The following is a 15,769-nucleotide window of genomic DNA, read 5'->3' on the forward strand; positions in this document are numbered from 1 at the left end:
AGCGATGTCCCGTTAGTTGCTCGTGGGTGCGCCCAGGCGCGGCGGTTTCGCGGGTGTCAGCCTGTAAGGGTGAGGTTGTGGAGGCGGGCGATGCCGGCCATTGCCTCGGCGGAGCCCTCGCCACGGAGGCGGCAGTCGCGCAGGACTTTCCAGACTTTCAACTTCGCGAACGTGTGCTCGATCCGGGCGCGGACATGCCGGTGCGACGCGTTGTGCTCTTCCTTCCACCCGACCAGTGGTTCGTCCTTGGATTTGCGCCGGTGCGGAATGACCGCCCTGGTTCCCGGGTAGCCGCCATCAGCGATCACGGTCGCGGTGCGCGTGGCGTGGTCGATACCGGAAGCGGCGAAGGCGATCGAGTCGTTCCGGTTACCCGGTAGCGGCGTCCCGACGGTGACCACGAGCTGGGTGTCGGCGTGAATCACGACCTGATGGTTCGTGGAGTATCGGTAGTTCTTCGACTTAGCCGCTACGGCGTGGTCCCTGGTGGGGACCAGGGTGCCGTCAACGATGAGGACGGTCTCGGGCGCGAAGCGCTGTCGGGGCCGAAGCGCGAGTTTCGGTGCCAGGTCGTCGATGATCCGATCCGCGGCGGACTTTGAAGTCCCGAACAGCGCCGCGAGCTGGCGCATGGTCAGGTTGGTGCGCCAGTACGCGGCGACCAGCAGGACCCGGTCTTCGAAGGCAAGTCCCCAGGGACGGCCCTTGAGGGCGGGCTCGGCGCCCTCGGATCGCAACTGCCGCAAGAGCTTGGCGAACTGCCGGGCCGGCAGGCCGCTGAACAGCTCGATCATCGTCTCGTCCGCCGCACTGATCACACTTGCCACTCGCCTATGATCCCTTGTGTTCCAACAGCATCCGAGCCGGTCCAGTTGAACCCGATCGTGAAGCGTGCGGGCTCCTACGGGCACCTCGATCGCAGCGTCATCAACGTGCGACCCTTCCTCGGTGAGTACTTTCGACGAAGCCGAGGTCGGCGAGCTGCTCCATCGGCGTGGCTGGCGGACAGCATTCACCGTTGCCGAGCGGGTCAATCGGTGGGCGCACCTGGTGGCCGACGTCGAACGCGGCTACGGCGACGACATCTACGAGTACGCCAACGACCTCTACTGCCGAAACTGGCTCCACGAGGCATGGATCCTGTTGCACGATGATGTCGTCCGACGCTGGACTCCGCAGATCAAGACCCTCGATGACCGCTTCCGCGCGGCGACGATCGATGACGATGGTCTGGCACTCGACCAGTTCCACAAACTGCCCGACCACGACATGTGGTGGTGGCGTCGCCACCCCCGTATCCTCACCGGATCTCTAGGTCAGTCCCTTCGCTCCGCCGGCGCCAGAGGCACCGACACGGATGCGGACTGACCGACCCCAAGCTTCCGGGACATCGCTTAGTGTGGCCCTATGAGTGATGAAGCGCCGCCCGATGACGGCTTGCACCAGGCGCGCTCCACTCGGCGACGGGTCAAGGTGATCGCGCTGGCCGTCGTAGGGGTCGTTGTCATGTCCGCAATCGTCTTGGTCTGGCAGCCTTGGCGAAGCGCCTCATGCGTTGATGACGGAGGCCACGTCGTGGATGAGGAGACCGGACTCTGCTACATGATTCCGGAGGGCTGGGAGCAAGAGGAGGTCAGCGCCGGGTCAGCGATCGCTTCCGCTGACGGATCCGGCTTGGTCATGTCGACGTCAATCGACGATCGGTCAGGCAATGGGGATCTCGATCTGGCCGCTCGCATGCAGGCGGCGCTGTTCTCGGGGAACGGACCCGAACACGAATCGATCCGGGTCGCGTCCGGAACCCTAGACGGCCACGCCAGCGCCACCTCTATCTACTCGGACTCCGGGATCTGGTTGATGGCGACCGTCCTCGAACTCGACGGGCGCCTGGTGGCTTTGACTTCCGTCTGCTCCGTCGACGAGTCGGAGGCGATCGCTCAAATCGAAGCAGTTCACGAATCCCTGGGAGTTCTGTAACGCCAAGTGCCGCTGCAGTACTCAAAGCGTGTCTCAGTTGGCGGGTTTCTTGTAGCAGGTGATTGCTGCTGCGAGGGCGAGGAATGCGGCGAAGTGGTGGCCGTGGCGCTCGCGTCGGGAGCGGATCTTCGGGATGCCTTGCGCAAGCGGCTCCAGAGCTTGAGAGTCGTGCAGGTTCGCCGCTGAGACGGCCAGGGCCAATGGAAGGCCGTTTCGGTCGGTGAGGACGTGGATCTTGCTGCCCGTCTTGCCGCGATCGGTCGGGTTGAGGCCTGTCAGCGATCCCCCTCGTTTGGCGCGGAGGCTGGCGGCGTCGACAATTGCGCGGGACCAGTCGATCTGCCCGGCGGCTCCGATCCGATCGAGTACGGCCCGATGGAGCTTGGCTCACAGACCTGCTTCGGTCCATTCGATGTAGCGCTGGTGCGCAGTCTGGTGGGAGACGTCGAATGTCGGCGGCAGGTGTCGCCAGGCGCAGCCGGTGGTCAGCACGAACACGATCGCGCAGAAGACCGTCCGGTCCCGGGCTCGGGCGATCCCACCACCCTGTGCTCGCTTCACCGCCGCAGGGATCAGAGTCTTTGCAGCCCAAGGTGAGGCACCGAGGCAAGTGGGTCGACAGGCCGACGCCCCGTGCGGCGAAGGCCGACCCGCATGGCGACGGGATCCTGCATCTTCCGACCGAGCACGAACAGAGCTTGACAGTGCTACTTATTTCAGTCATGATTGAAATTAGTAGCACTGAAAGGCTCTTGGAGGGCGAGCATGACCTGGCAGACCGAGAAAGTGAGCTTCAACAGCCTTGGCACCCGATGTGCCGGTGATCTGTACTTGCCGGAATCGCAGGATCCGGTGCCGGGACTTGTCCTGGGGCACAGCGGTGTGATGGTCAAGGAGGCGCTGGCGGCGTTCGCCCCGTATTTCGCGCGCGCCGGTTTCGCGGTCCTAGCCATCGACTACCGCACCGTCGGCTCCAGCGACGGCGAACCGCGGGGCCAAGACCACCCGCAACGCCAGGTGGAGGACTTCCGCAGCGCGATCTCATACCTCCAGACCCGCCCCGAGGTCGACACCGAACGGATCGGCCTGTGGGGCGTGAGCATCGGCGGCTCGATCGCGGTGCAGGCTGCGGTCCTCGACCGGCGCGCGAGTTGCGTCGTGGTGCAGAGCCCGAGCGTGTGGGACGGCTGGCGCTACCTCGAACGGATGCTCGGCCGCGCCGGGTTCCGCGCGATGCGCGACCGCTTGGACGCGGACTGGCAGCGCCGTTTCGACGGCGAATCCAGCGCCCGAGTGCCGCATCTGGCACTGGAAGGCGAGAACGTCGAGGGCGCACCGAACCTCGCCGAAGAGCTGTTCCCCTCCTATCGCAACGAGAAGACCCTCGATTCCACCGAGCACTTGCTCACGTTCGCGCCCGAGCATCTCATCGGCCGCCTGGCGCCCACGCCGCTGCTCATGATCGCCAACGGCGGATGGGACCCCTACCACGCGCTCGACGAAGCGCAGAGCGCCTTCGCTAAGGCGGGGGAGCCGAAACGCCTCGAAGTGCTGCCGTACGACGTCCTCGGCCTGTACACCGGTCCCGGCCTCGACGAAGCGATGGCCCTGGCCACCGACTGGTTCGACCAGCACCTGCGTCAGACCCGGCAGGCCACTGCGACGCCGACCCCCACGCGGGAGTCGGCGGCCTTCATCACGAACGGGAGCACCCATGACTAGCCGCGCCGACGATCACGTGCCGGACCAGGACGAGGTCACCGCCTGGGTGGAGAGCGTGGCCGCGTTCAGCACCGAGGAATGGGGACTGCCGCCCATCACCGGGCGCATTCTCGGCCTGCTGATGATCTGCGATCCCCCCGAACGCTCCGCCGGCCAGATCGCCGACGCGATCCAGGCCAGCCGTGCGTCCTTGACGTCGAACATGCGCTTCCTCACCGCCATCGGCCTCGTCCGCAAAGTCCGCGTCCCCGGCGACCGCACCGCGTACTTCCGCATCGAGGACGACGCCTGGCACAAGGTGATCCAGCGCAAGCTCGACGGTCTCGGCCGGTTCGGCGCGATCGCCGACCAGGGCCTCGCGCTGACCGGCGCCGACGGACCGGCCGCCGAGCGCATCCACAACGCGCAGCGGTCCCTGACCTGGCTGCGCGACATCGCCGACGACCACCCGCTCGAATCCTGAGGACATTCCGTGCAACGAGAACGCCTCGACCTCGCCCCGATCCAGGAGACGCTGCTGCTCACCCTCTATGCGAGGGCGCTGGACAGCCGCGGTGAGCGTCCCATCCTAGGCGACGAGTGGTCGGCCGACCTGGCCAACCGAATCGACTACGACTTCGCGAAACTCGACGTCAAACCCGGCCTCATTTGCGGCACTGCGTTGCGCGCCAAGCGCATCGACGAAGCCGTCGCCAACTTCACCGCCTACCACCCGAACGCCGTCGTGATGGATCTCGGCTGCGGACTCGACACCCGCGTCCTCCGCTGCGACCCGCCGCCCGGCGTCACCTGGTACGACGTCGACTTCCCCGAGATCATCGCGGTTCGCGAGCGCTTGGTGCCGTCCCCGTCCGTCCACATCGGCGCCGACCTCACCGAGACCGGCTGGCACACCGGCCTTCCCGCGGACCGGCCCGCGATCATCGTCGCCGAAGGCCTATTGCCGTTCATGCCCGGCGATTCCTTCCAACAAATGATCCGGACCTTGACCGCGCACTTCACCACCGGTGAACTCGTCCTCAACGGCTACACCAGGTTCGCCGCCTGGGCGATGAAGTACCACCCCACCATCAAGGCCATCGGCATCACCGCCGCCCAGGGCTTCGATGATCCACGCGAGCCCCAAACCTGGGAAGCCGGGCTGACCTTGGCGGAGGAACTCATGCTGGCCCGCGCCCCCGAAGTCGCCGACTTCCCGCAGCCGCTGCGCGCCCTCTCGCGGGTCATGGGCCTGAGCACCGGACTCTCCCGGCAAGGAACCCGCATACTCCGCTACCGGTTCTAAGAGCGCGTCTCAGTCGGTGGAGCGTTCTGCTCGGCAGAAGTTGCGGTTTCCCGGCAGGACCGTCTCCCGACCGGTGATGCGGGGTGGTGAAGGCCGGTTGCCTCACCGGTCGGGTTTGCGGCGGGGGTGGGCTGTCAGTAGGTCCTCGAGTGCCGCTATCGGTTCAGCGGGATCGGCGGCGAGCACAGCTTGCTGCTCAGCGGCATCAAATTCGCCGAGGTCGGTGGCGATGAGGTCGGTGTCAAGTGCTTGCAGGGCATCTTGTTCGTGCTCAAGAAATGAGCGAGCCTCATATGAGGCTCGCTCGTCGGTGCCGCATTGCCGGATGCGCCGCTATTGGTGGAAGGCGCCGAGCGGCACCTTCACGATCTTGAATTCGGCATCCGGGTTGCCGATGTTGACGAAGTTCTCGCCGAAGTTGCCGTCGACCACGTACAGGTTGGAGCGGTACTTGGCGGCCGTGGTCGCCCACTCGGCGCCCACATCGAGTTCCTTGACGATGGTCCCGGTGGTCAGCGACTTGTTCAGCCTGATCTTGACCACGCCCTCGGGAGTGACGGCGTAGAGCTTCCTCTTGATCAGGACCAGGCCGTCAGGCCCGGGCTCCAGCGAGCCGCCTTCGATGGCGATCCGCTGCGCGTCGGCCTCTCCCTCGGCATCGGCGTCGATGACATAGAGCGCCCCGCCGGCCTCGTCGGCAGTGAAGGTCTGGCCCACGATGAGCTTCTTGCCGCCCTGAGCGGCGACGATGCCGTTGGCGCCGACGTTCTGGGCCTGGGCCCAGTCGCCGCCCAGCTTGACGATTTCCGGAGTGCCGATCGCACCATCCTTCGCGATCGGCACGCGGATCAGCTGCGCGGCGAGCGAGTCGGTGAACCAGGCCGCGTCATCGGTCACGAACACGTCGTTGACGAACTCGCCGATCGCGACATCGGCCAACACATCGCCGGTCTCGATGTCGTAGACGCGAAAGCCCGCCGCCACGCCCGGGAAGAAGCTCGGTCCGCCGCCCGCGACCCAGAGCCGATCGAAGCGGTCGACCTTCATGCCGAGCGACCGCTTGTTCGGGCCGGGATCGTCGCCGAAATCGCTGAGCGCCTCGGTTTTGAGGTCGATCTGCAGAATGGAGCCGTCGGCTAGCGAGCCGGTGTAGGCGAGGCCCTCGTGAATGGCAATGCCCTCGGGGGAGAACCCGTTCGGGAGATCGATTTCGTCGAAGTGGTGCGTGGCCGAGGCGGGAGCGGCGAGGAGACCGACGGCTATCGGTACGGCCAAGGCGACCGAAACGACGGATGCGAGCAGGCGTTTCATACTATTCCCTTCGATGTGCGAGCGACTCACTGTCGCATTGCGAATCTTGCCATCGAGTGGTCGAGTCATCACGAGAATAGAACTTTGGACAGTCCTCAGGCCTCTTCGGCGAGGACCTCTGCGATCCTTCGAGTGGACTTGCGGACGCTTTCTCTTGCGCAGGAGGAGATACTGCGGAAGCAGGTGATGGCGGCGGTGCTGCGCGGGGGCATTGCCGACTGGGCCGCGGCGGCGCACTTCGAGGTGTCGACCAAGTCGATCGGGGCCTGGCGGGCTCGCTGGGAGACCGGGGTGCACAAGGGCGTGTATCGAAAGTGAGTACGCCTCGCCCTTGTAGCCTCATTCGGATGATGATCGAGGTAGGCGTGATCGAACGAATCTGGCGATATCCGATCAAGTCGACAGGGGGCGAGTTGCTCCGCCAGGCGGAGGTGGAGACGAGGGGCCTTGTCGGCGACCGTCTCTTCGCGGTGCGCGACGCTCAGGGCAAGTTCGGCTCGGGGAAGAACACTCGTCGCTTCCGCAGGATGCCGGGCCTGCTGCATCTGCGTTCCCGCTACGTGGACGACGCTGGTGTGCCTGAACTGCTGGACCCGCGAGGCGCGGTGGCACCGGATCCGAGTGCCTACCTTCGTCGCTACCTAGGTCGCGAGGACGTCGAGGTGGCCCGCGAGGGGGCGATCGCTCACTTCGACCAACTGCCTATCAGCGTGTTGACCACGGCCACCCTTGACTGGGTGCGTTCGGCGGTACCCGATGTTCCCGTCGATGAGCGACGCTTCCGGCCGAACCTCCTGGTACGCACACCAGCAGGGACCCCTCCGTTCGTGGAGGACGAGTGGTTCGGGAGCAAGGCGCGTATCGGCGACGCCGTGTGCATCGAGTTCGTGCGATCGAGCGAGCGATGCGTGATGACCAACGAGGCCCAGCAGGACCTCCCCCACTCCCCGCTGGTGTTGCGGGCCATCTCGAAAGCGCACGACATGCGGTTGGACGGGCTTGCCACGGTCGTGTCGCCAGGACAGGTGCGGGCCGGAGACCCCCTTGTTCTGCTCTAGGGTGCGGCTGAATGCCGCATAGGCCAGGTCCGCGCCCGAACCTAACCGGCCAACGGGGTGTCATCCACCTCAGCCTCGAAGTTGAAGCTGCCGGCCTCGACGTCGATGCCGGTGATGGTGATGGTGATGGTGTACTGCGCGTCGGTCGAGACGTCGATCAGCACGCAAGAGTGGATCGCACCCTCATACAGGGTCCTCGTGGCGGCGTCGCCGCAATCGATGTCGTTGCCCTCCCCCCATTCGGCCGCCACCGCGTCCGCGACCGCCGCGGCGAAGTCTGGAGCGGGAACCACGATGCTGTTCGCGTCGGCGGCCGGTGCCGAGGTCTCAGCCTCGGCGGGATCGGAGGTCGGGGCCTCGCTGGGGGCGTTGTTGGGCTCGGAGGCCACTTCCACGCTGATCTCGTAGTCCCTGCCCTCGACGCTGGTGAAGGTGATGGTGGCGTCGTATTCGGCGCCGGTCTCGGTGGAGGTCGCCACGCAGTCAACCTCCTTGTCTTGGGAGACGCTGATCGAGTCGACGGAGCCGCAGTCCATTTCGGGACGGGACCCGGTCTCTTCCTCCAGAGCGTCCTCGGCCAATTCGGCGAGCTCGTCACCGGTGACCGTGGGCTCTCCGGCGCTGAAGCTGCACGCCGAGAGAGCGGCGACCGCGAGCGCCGTGGGGAGGATCGTCAGTTTCTTGGGGGGCATTGGGCGACCTTTCATTCGGGGATCTTCGACGCCTGGCTATCTTGCGTGCGGAAGGCGTGATTTACGAGGCGGTAGACCGGCGGGATACCGGCAGGATGTACCGGGGCGGGGCGCGGGCCCGCCGGGGCGGCGTCGACGCCGCCAGGGACGGAACCGGGCCGACCAGGTGCGCATCGCACGACGAACACGCCTGCGGCCTCGACCGGGAGCCGAGAAATCGAACGGGCATTCAGGCCTGACGAGTAAGCGTCGGCGTACGCCAAGGGGGGTCTACGCGGATTCGCGTAGACCCCCCTTTTGGCCACCTCGGACTTGATCCTTCGGCTCGTAGGCTACGACTCCGTGATCGCCGAAGGCCGCCTCCGCGCCGGTCCGGGGCATGCTGCCGGGCCCGTGGGTCCGGCAGCATGTGCGATCACAGGCCCTTGATCTGCAAAGGGAATTTGGTGATCGAAGCCCTGCCGCCCAAGGGCAACCCGGATCCCGAGAGATCGATTTGCTCATCGAGCCGGTACTGGGCGCGGTCGTCGGGGAATCCCGACGGCTTCCCCGACAACTGAAGCGGGACGCTCGCGGCGAGCGCCAGCGTTTCGTCGACGCCTACGGGCAGGTCGAGCGCGCGCGTGTTCGAGATGGTGATGATGCACGGCAGCGCGATCGTGTGGCGGAACCTCGTCGATTCGGCCGAGACGCGGCGCAGCCCCGACGCGACATCTCGACTTCCGGCGCGCGGCTCGAGGTCGACGGTCACGGTGACGCCTTCGCGGTCCCCGGTGGAGACGAGGTGGAACTCCTTGACCCTGGTCCGCACCGCCGACGGGTCGGTCTGGTTCGCCTCGATCTCGAACGCGGCCCTCCCCTGGAGCGGTCCGGTACGGATCTTGCGGCCCGCCACTACCACCTCGATGCCCTTCGAGAGCACCTCGACATCGGCGGTAGCGCCCGGTGCCGGAAGCTTCGGAACGACCCGCTCGGTGCGCCTGGCGGCCACGGCGACCCCCGCGACCGCCAGGCCTACGACTGCGCCGGCGGCCACGCCGGTCGTCACGCGGCGCACCGTTTTCTCGCGCCGTTTCTTTCGGGTGTTGATGATGGTCATCGGCTGCTGTGCCTCCTTTGGAATCGGAAAAATGACTCCCTGAGGCTAAGTCGCGACAGCGGAGATATCACCCGAACGCGTGAAATTCGCGGGTTCAACGATGGCGGCCCCCCGGCGACGTCGCGGGTCGAGGCGCGTTCCCATGCGATGCCGTGAGCGCAACGGCCGGCCAGGATCGCCCCGACCCGGCACCGACGCCTGCCATCGGGTCGACCGCAGGCCCGCCGCTCGGCCAGGCACGGCCGGCAACTCGCAGGGGCGCAGATCGGTGCGTTGCGACCGCTGCGTTCGCCCGGCGTGCCGCCGGGGCCGGGCTTGGATACCGCAGCGGGTTACTTGCCGGGGTCTGACGCTCGCCGACTCCAGCTCATTGACGCGCTGCTCCCGTTGCGCGATCCGCGCGTACAGGTCGAACAGCGTCTGGCCGCTGGCGACGACGCCTGGACGACTCCAGTTGCGCCGCACGAATGCTTCCCGACGTCCGGCTGGTGCTGCGTGCTCATGGCATGGATCGCAACCCGGCCGGATGCAGCCTCTGTAGATGCACGGTGGAGGAGCCGAGCACATGTTTTGCGGGGCGCCGAACCCACGGTTCGGCGCCCCACTCGTTGCGGGTATCGGCTAGCGCAGGGTCCATTGCTGGTTGGATCCGCCGCTGCACGACCAGAGGATGATCCTGGTGCCGCTGTTGATGCCGCCGCCGAAGGCGTCCAGGCAGAGACTGTTGTGGGCGTTGGTGATCGTGCCGTCGGCGTTGACGGCCCAGCGCTGGTGCGCGCCGCCGGTGCAGTCGCCGATCACGGCCTTGGTGCCGTCGGCCGTACCCGAGGCCTGCGCTCCGAGGCACTTGCCGTTCACTCGCAGCTCGTTCTCTGCAGTGTGGGTGAACGTCTGGCCGGCGCTGCCGTTGCACTTGCGCAGCACCGCTTGCTTCCCGTTCGCCGTGCCCGTGCCCGGGATGTTCACGCATCGATTCGAGGCCGTGCCGGCGATCTCGCCGGCGGCCTGGTCGGTGGAGGCGATGCCGAAGAAGCGGAGCGTCTCCAGGAGCCGGTGCGGCACGCTGTGGTCGACGCCTTCGAAGCTGACCGCCTCGACCAGGGCCTGGCCCCCGGTGGTGCCGTAGCGGGTCCGGGTAGCGTTCGGCTCCGGGTTGTCCGTGAACTCCGCGACCTGGTCGGTGCCGTGGACGTTGGTCCACTGGTCGATCTGCTCCACGAAGTTGGGGTAGTAGAGCGCCTGGTCCTCGGTGCCGTGGAAGATCTGCATGCGCGGCCACGGCCCGTCGTAGCCGGGGTTGGCGCCGCGGACGGCGTCGCCCCACTCCTGCGGGGTGCGATCGATCTGGCCGGTCGCGCAGGTGCTGTTCCACTCCGAACCGTCGGCCGTCGCGAAGCAGGTGAACGGCACGCCCGCGTAGACCGATCCGGCCTTGAACACCTCGGGGTAGACCCCGAGCAGGACGTTGGTCATCATCGCGCCCGAGGAGATGCCGGTGGCGAAGACCCGGTCCGCGTCGCCGCCGAGTTCGTCGATGGCGTAGTCCACCATGGACTTGATACTGGCCGAGTCGCCGCCGGTCCCGGTGAGCGAGGCCTGCGAGGCGACGTCGAAGCACTTGCTGGCGCGGGTCACCGACGGGTAGACGACGATGTAGCCGTACTGGTCGGCCATCTCGTCGAACTGCATCCAGTCGTAGAGGTTCTGCGCGGAGCCGGTGCACCAGTGGCTGGAGACGAGGACCGCCGGATTCGGTCCGATGTCGTCGGGCACGTACACGTACATTTCGAGGTCGCCGGGGTTGTCCCCGAACTCGGTGATCTGGGTGAACTGCGCGGCATGCGCGGCCTTGGGGGCCATGAAGACCGCCAGCGCCGACGCCAGGGCGAGCGTGATCGCGAAGACCGCCGCAGCACCGCGGCGCCAGGGGATGACTGTAGACAATGCATTGTTCCTTCTTGAGCGGGGATGCGGGCCCGGCGCCGTCCCTGGCGCCGGACCCGCGGTCGGGGGGTCAGGTAGCCGTTCCGGTCACTGTGGTGCCGGTTCTGGTGACCGTGTAAGTGACGGTGTCGCCGCCCCACCAGTGGAAGGTCAGAGTGGCGGGCTCGCCCTCTCTGAGGGCGTCGAGGAACGCGGTGTTGAGGATGATCGTGCCCGCTTCGTAGTCGTAGATGAAGCTGTGGCCGAACTCCTGGAACGGGGTCCAGCTCGCGGGCCCGGCGTTGGTGCCGTCGGCGTACCCGGCCTCCATGGTGGCGAGGTTGTCGCCCTTGAACTCGGTCGGGATGCTGAACGATGTCGTCGTCCCGGTCGCGTCCGAGAGCACGGGCCGGTCGTTGGACTTGATGTAGATCCGCCACGGCGATCCGGCCGAGAAGCGGGCCTCGACGATGGCGTTGACGCCGTAGGCGCGGTCGCCGGCGAGGCGGGTGAGGGCCGCGGCGGTGAGGGTGAGCGTGTCGCCCGAGACCGTGTAGTCGGTGCCCTCGGCGAGCTCGGTGTCTCCATGCCACAGGCCTTCGAATTCAAGGCCGTTGCGGTTCAAGGTGAGCGACTCGTCGGTGATGGCCCCGGACCGTTCCAGGTAGATCCGGTCGAACGAGGTCGTCCCCGAACGGGACGTCACTTCCGTCCGGAGGCGCTCGGCGATGTACGGGTCGCGCCATTCCAGGGTCTCCCGGTTGAGGAACTGGCCGGCGTCCCACAGCATCGTCGTCATGCCGTGCTCGCGCGCTTGGAACTGCAGGTCCTCGAAGAACTTCAGCATCTCGCCCTGCTCGATCCGCTCGGGCGACCAGTGGGAGTAGTTGAACACCGCCCACTCCCCCACGATCACCGGGATGCCGTTGTCCACGAGCGTGTCGCCCGCGCGCCCGAAGTACGCGGCCAGGTCTGCTTGGACCTGCTCGTTGTAGGTGGTGAAGCCGGCGATGTTCACGGTGAACGGCCAGAAGCCGTAGTAGTGGATCGTCGCGGCGATCATCTCGTCGTCGAGGCCGTCGATGGTGGCCTTGAGCGAGTCCAGCCGCGGCTGCTCCGCGTTCGTCTTCAGTGACGGCAGCACGAGGAGCCGGTCGTCGTTGTTGCCGCCCGAATTCCGGACCACGTCGTAGAACGCGAGGTTGAGCGCTTCGTTGTAGGTGTCGCCGACCGCCTCGTCGGCGCCGTCACCGGTGAACTGCGGTTCGTTGTTGCTCTCGAAGGACAGCGCGGCCGGGTAGTCCTTGAAGCGCTCGGCGATCTGCGTCCACATCGCCTCGAACTTGGCCATCACGTTGTCGTGGTCGTTCGGCAGCTCTTGGAGCCACGTCCACGAGTCGTGGTGGAGGTTGAGCATGACCTGGAGGTCGTTCTCCAGGGCCCAGTCCACGACCTGTGCGACGCGCTCCATGCGCTCGGGGGCGATCGTGTAGTCCGGGGCGGGACCGGTGAACTCGTCCCAGGTGACCGGGAGGCGGATCGAGTTGTAGCCCTCGGCCTTGACGGTCTGGAGGAGTTCCTCGGTGATCAGCGGGTTGCCCCAGTTGGTCTCGCCGCCGAGCGCGTCGAGGGTGTTGCCGACGTTCCAGCCCGGCTGCATGGCGGCGACCTGCTCTTCAGCGCTGGCCCACTCGGCCGGCGGCTCGCCGACGGTGCCGTCGCAGAGGCGGCCGTTGAGCCGGAACTCGGTCGGGTCGGTGTTGGCGCCGGCCCAGGAGCCGCCGAACCCGAACGAGGTCGAGCCCCCGGTCATGAGCTTCGCGTTGTAGCCCAAGGACTCGACCTTGGCCGCGTCGGCGCTGCTCTGGTCCTCGGCGCTCCACAGGTTCGTGACGCGCTGGCCGTCGGGCCAGGCCCATGCGAGGGTCCAGCCGTCGATGGGGTCGCCGAGGTTGGTGACCTCGACGTTGGCGTTGAAGCCTCCCGACCACTGGCCGGTGACCTGATAGTCGACTTCGCAGCCTTGGGCCGCTTGGGCGCTGACCGCCCCGAGGAGGCTGGTGGCCAGCAGGGTGAGGGCGGAGGCGGCGATCACGCCGAGGCGCGACCGTCTCCTTTGCCCGGTGGTGGGATGCATTTCGAGACTCCTTTGTCGGAAGGGTGGGAATCCGGAAGGGTGCGGGGATCGGAGTCTGGTCGGGCCGCCCCCGGCGGGGCGGCCTGCTGGATCAGGCGATGTCGCCGTAGACGATGCCGCGGGCGGAGAGGTAGACGCGGCCGAAGATGTTCGGGTCGCCGGTGATGGCGGACCCGGCGAACCCCCACCGGTGGGCGTCGTCGTTGATGCGGCACCAGGTGGTGCCGCCGTCGATGGACCGGAAGATGCCTTCCCGGCCTTCGACATCGGCCGAGAGGTAGATCGCCGGGTAGCCCCGTCGCGAGGCGGCCTTGCCGAAGCCGACGCCGATCGCCAGGTCGACCGCGGCGATGCGCGTCCAGGTGGTGCCGCCGTCCTTGGAGCGCCACAGGCCGGTCGCGACCTCGGCCTTGTCGCTGCGCCCGCAGAGCCAGACGTGGCCCTTCTTGCCGGGTGCGACGCGGAAGTCGTCGACGCCTTCGGCGGGCAGTCCGGTCGCTCCCGTGTCGGCGAAGGTCTTGCCCGCGTCGGCGCTGCGGTAGAACGTGCCGCCGGCGTAGGCGTACACGACCGAGGCGTTGACCCGGTCGGAGCGGACCCTTGCCCCGGCGGGGAGTCCTTGGACCGGGTTCCAGGTCGCGCCCAGGTCGTCGCTGTAGACCGGGGTCTTGTCGGTGTTGTTCGGGGACCACACGATCACTGAGCCGTCGGCGGTGATCGCGACGACGCCGCCGCTGTTGTTCTGGACGCCGTCGAGTCGCTTCGCGTCCTGCCAGGTGGCGCCGCGGTCGGTGGAGACGAGGACGTGGGGGCCGGTGTCGCCCGTGTCGCCGCTGCCGACGATGACGTCCGGGTCCGAGGCGGCGTAGTCGAGGCTGGTGCCGCCCCAGCCGCCGTGGAACATCCGCTCGGCCCTGCCCAGGTCGGTGTGGACGAACCCGTTGACGTCGCCCATGGCCGAGACGAGCGTCCCGCCGAGCGCCGCGAGGTCGCGAACCCAGGTCATCTCGATGCCTTCGGCCCGCACTCCCACGGTGAACCGGTCGACCGGGAGCGCGACGCGTTCGCCGGCCTCGTTCTCGCCGATCAGATCGCCCTGCGAGTCCCATCGGGTCAGGTCCTCGGTGCCCCAGATGGTCGCTCCGGTGCCCCACATGATGCGGTCGGAATTGTGCGGGTCGATCGCCAGGCCCTCGATCATCCAGCCGTGCTTGACCGCGTACGAGGCTCCGTTGTCGGTGCCGCGCCAGTCCAGCCACGGCGAGCCCGAGCTGTCCAAGACGAACCGGTCGGTCCGCACGTTCTCGCTCACCAGGTCCCAAGAGAGCGACCAGGTCGCCCCGGAGTCGGTGGAGCGGAACAGGATCTCGTCGGGCCCCCAGTTGTTGCACGTGGACGCCATGAGCGTGCCGGGGTTCTGGCGGTCCACGGTGACCGCGCCGAAGCCGGGGACGGGGCGGCCCGGGTTGTAGGGCGGGGTGACGTCGGTCCATTCGCCGGTCTGGGTCGACAGGCGCTGGATCCGGCCGCCGCGGCCGGATGCGGGCCCGCCGTTGTAGGGGCCGGGGTCCCAGCTGGTGATGATGTACAGGTAGCCGTTGGTGTTGTCCACTGCGGACTGCTTAGGGATGGTGCGGTTCCCGTCGCTGTCGCCGAGGGCTTCCGCCGCACCAGCGACGGCCTGCCAGGTCTCGCCGCCGTCCTCGGAGACGTACAGCGGGTCGTCCGGGTCGGCCACGCCCACATAGATCTTCCCACCGATCTGGTCGAAGTCGATCCAGATCACGCCTTGGTTATCGGACAGGTACTCGTTGTTCGGGTCGACGACGAAGTTGCCGGAGTTGGGGAAGGTTTCGACCTTCGCCCAGGTGCGGCCGTAGTCGCGCGAGCGCCACAGGCCGTTGCCTGAGGGCGCGCCGAGGTAGAGCTCGGCGTTGTCGGCAGGGTTGACGGCGAGGCGTTCGCCCATGCCGCGGCCGGGCATGTTGCCGCCCTGCTTGAACGGCAGGTCCGCGACGCCCCAGGTGTCGCCCTTGTCATCGGAGTACAGGATCGCGCCGTTGTTGCCGTCCCAGCTGATGGTGTACGCGCCAACCGCGGCGTAGACGCGGTTCGTCTCGACCGGGTCGGAGGCCATCGAGACCACGTATTGGAAGTTCCAGTTCTCGCGGGAGACCCAGTCGGTCAGCGGCTTCCAGGTCCGCGTCTCCTCCTGCCACCGGAACGCGCCCGCGACGTCCGTGCGCGCGTAGATCAGGTTCGGCTCGGTCTCGTTGAAGACGATGCCGGGCACGAAGCCGCCGCAGTTGACCGCGACGTTCTTCCAAGCGTAGACATCAGGGCGCTGGCCGGGCTTGGCGAACGCCGGGGCGGGCAGGGCGCCGGCCGCGACCGCTGCCGCGCCAAGGGAAGCGGCCAATGTGCGTCGTCGCATGAAGTGCTCCTTTGTAGGCAAGAGGCGAGTGATCGACCTGCGCCGCGGTGCGGCCGCGCAGGTCTGCTGTGTCGTGCCGCGAAGGGCCGGGGGGTCGGCGCATCGAGGGATGCAGATCTCTGAACTACTGC

Annotated in this window: 14 protein-coding genes and 1 pseudogene; 7 read left to right on the forward strand and 8 right to left on the reverse strand. The window is 67.3% G+C overall.

The window, feature by feature from the left end; translation table 11 throughout:
• Positions 1–56: 56 nt before the first annotated feature.
• On the reverse strand, positions 57–827 hold the full coding sequence (locus tag QWI33_RS00005) for a transposase (RefSeq protein WP_289953625.1): 771 nt from the start codon (positions 825–827) through the stop codon (positions 57–59).
• A gap of 121 nt (positions 828–948) precedes the next feature.
• Here QWI33_RS00005 and QWI33_RS00010 point away from each other — a divergent pair, with 121 nt between their 5' ends.
• Positions 949–1,368: a hypothetical protein gene (locus QWI33_RS00010; protein WP_289953626.1), complete on the forward strand. Its 420-nt coding sequence runs from the start codon at positions 949–951 to the stop codon at positions 1,366–1,368.
• 39 nt (positions 1,369–1,407) lie between these two features.
• A complete protein-coding gene (locus QWI33_RS00015; protein WP_289953628.1) occupies positions 1,408–1,977 on the forward strand; it encodes a hypothetical protein in 570 nt (189 codons plus the stop codon).
• A 111-nt stretch (positions 1,978–2,088) separates the two neighbouring features.
• Here QWI33_RS00015 and QWI33_RS00020 read toward each other — a convergent pair.
• Positions 2,089–2,553 (reverse strand): annotated as a pseudogene (locus tag QWI33_RS00020) (IS5 family transposase); the annotation flags it as partial.
• Positions 2,554–2,742: 189 nt separating this feature from the next.
• On the opposite strand from QWI33_RS00020, the gene QWI33_RS00025 reads away from it, so the two are divergent.
• From QWI33_RS00025 to QWI33_RS00035, 3 genes are read left to right on the forward strand one after another with little or no spacing between them, the layout of a single operon-like run.
• The gene (locus tag QWI33_RS00025; protein WP_289953630.1) at positions 2,743–3,699 is read left to right on the forward strand and encodes an alpha/beta hydrolase; all 957 of its coding nucleotides are present in this window, start codon (positions 2,743–2,745) and stop codon (positions 3,697–3,699) included.
• Positions 3,692–4,162 (forward strand): GbsR/MarR family transcriptional regulator, encoded by a 471-nt coding sequence (locus tag QWI33_RS00030; RefSeq protein ID WP_289953632.1) that lies wholly within the window; start codon positions 3,692–3,694, stop codon positions 4,160–4,162. The genes QWI33_RS00025 and QWI33_RS00030 overlap by 8 nt, the downstream gene beginning before the upstream one ends.
• Before the next feature lie 9 nt (positions 4,163–4,171).
• Positions 4,172–4,984, forward strand: coding sequence for a class I SAM-dependent methyltransferase (locus tag QWI33_RS00035; RefSeq protein WP_289953634.1), 813 nt, complete (start codon positions 4,172–4,174; stop codon positions 4,982–4,984).
• A 333-nt stretch (positions 4,985–5,317) separates the two neighbouring features.
• On the opposite strand, the gene QWI33_RS00040 is transcribed toward QWI33_RS00035, so the two are convergent.
• On the reverse strand, positions 5,318–6,295 hold the full coding sequence (locus QWI33_RS00040; protein WP_289953636.1) for an SMP-30/gluconolactonase/LRE family protein: 978 nt from the start codon (positions 6,293–6,295) through the stop codon (positions 5,318–5,320).
• A 132-nt stretch (positions 6,296–6,427) separates the two neighbouring features.
• Between QWI33_RS00040 and QWI33_RS00045 the strand changes: the two genes are divergently transcribed.
• Both QWI33_RS00045 and QWI33_RS00050 read left to right on the forward strand, forming a co-directional pair.
• Positions 6,428–6,613, forward strand: coding sequence for a hypothetical protein (locus QWI33_RS00045; RefSeq protein ID WP_289953637.1), 186 nt, complete (start codon positions 6,428–6,430; stop codon positions 6,611–6,613).
• 29 nt (positions 6,614–6,642) lie between these two features.
• Positions 6,643–7,353 (forward strand): MOSC domain-containing protein, encoded by a 711-nt coding sequence (locus QWI33_RS00050; protein ID WP_289953640.1) that lies wholly within the window; start codon positions 6,643–6,645, stop codon positions 7,351–7,353.
• Between the two features lie 41 nt (positions 7,354–7,394).
• Here the strand turns inward: QWI33_RS00050 and QWI33_RS00055 are convergent, their stop codons facing one another.
• From QWI33_RS00055 to QWI33_RS00075, 5 genes are all read right to left on the reverse strand, one after another.
• Complete coding sequence (locus QWI33_RS00055; protein ID WP_289953642.1) at positions 7,395–8,045, reverse strand: DUF4333 domain-containing protein; 651 nt, start codon at positions 8,043–8,045, stop codon at positions 7,395–7,397.
• A 415-nt stretch (positions 8,046–8,460) separates the two neighbouring features.
• Positions 8,461–9,144, reverse strand: a complete 684-nt coding sequence (locus QWI33_RS00060) for a hypothetical protein (RefSeq protein WP_289953644.1) — start codon at positions 9,142–9,144, stop codon at positions 8,461–8,463.
• A 621-nt stretch (positions 9,145–9,765) separates the two neighbouring features.
• A complete protein-coding gene (locus QWI33_RS00065; RefSeq protein ID WP_289953646.1) occupies positions 9,766–11,088 on the reverse strand; it encodes an extracellular catalytic domain type 1 short-chain-length polyhydroxyalkanoate depolymerase in 1,323 nt (440 codons plus the stop codon).
• Positions 11,089–11,158: 70 nt separating this feature from the next.
• On the reverse strand, positions 11,159–13,204 hold the full coding sequence (locus tag QWI33_RS00070; RefSeq protein WP_289953650.1) for a cellulase family glycosylhydrolase: 2,046 nt from the start codon (positions 13,202–13,204) through the stop codon (positions 11,159–11,161).
• Between the two features lie 91 nt (positions 13,205–13,295).
• Entirely contained in the window at positions 13,296–15,638 is a 2,343-nt protein-coding gene (locus tag QWI33_RS00075; protein WP_289953653.1) for a xyloglucanase, read from the reverse strand.
• Between the last annotated feature and the right edge of the window lie 131 nt (positions 15,639–15,769).

It is taken from the genome of Glycomyces tritici (genome assembly GCF_030403505.1).

Coding starts and splice junctions, on each gene's coding strand:
- QWI33_RS00015 (WP_289953628.1), top strand. CDS start 1,408: ATGAGTGATGAAGCGCCGCCCGATGACGGCTTGCACCAGGCGCGCTCC.
- QWI33_RS00025 (WP_289953630.1), top strand. CDS start 2,743: ATGACCTGGCAGACCGAGAAAGTGAGCTTCAACAGCCTTGGCACCCGA.
- QWI33_RS00030 (WP_289953632.1), top strand. CDS start 3,692: ATGACTAGCCGCGCCGACGATCACGTGCCGGACCAGGACGAGGTCACC.
- QWI33_RS00040 (WP_289953636.1), bottom strand. CDS start 6,295: ATGAAACGCCTGCTCGCATCCGTCGTTTCGGTCGCCTTGGCCGTACCG.
- QWI33_RS00050 (WP_289953640.1), top strand. CDS start 6,643: ATGATGATCGAGGTAGGCGTGATCGAACGAATCTGGCGATATCCGATC.
- QWI33_RS00055 (WP_289953642.1), bottom strand. CDS start 8,045: ATGCCCCCCAAGAAACTGACGATCCTCCCCACGGCGCTCGCGGTCGCC.
- QWI33_RS00060 (WP_289953644.1), bottom strand. CDS start 9,144: ATGACCATCATCAACACCCGAAAGAAACGGCGCGAGAAAACGGTGCGC.
- QWI33_RS00070 (WP_289953650.1), bottom strand. CDS start 13,204: ATGCATCCCACCACCGGGCAAAGGAGACGGTCGCGCCTCGGCGTGATC.
- QWI33_RS00075 (WP_289953653.1), bottom strand. CDS start 15,638: ATGCGACGACGCACATTGGCCGCTTCCCTTGGCGCGGCAGCGGTCGCG.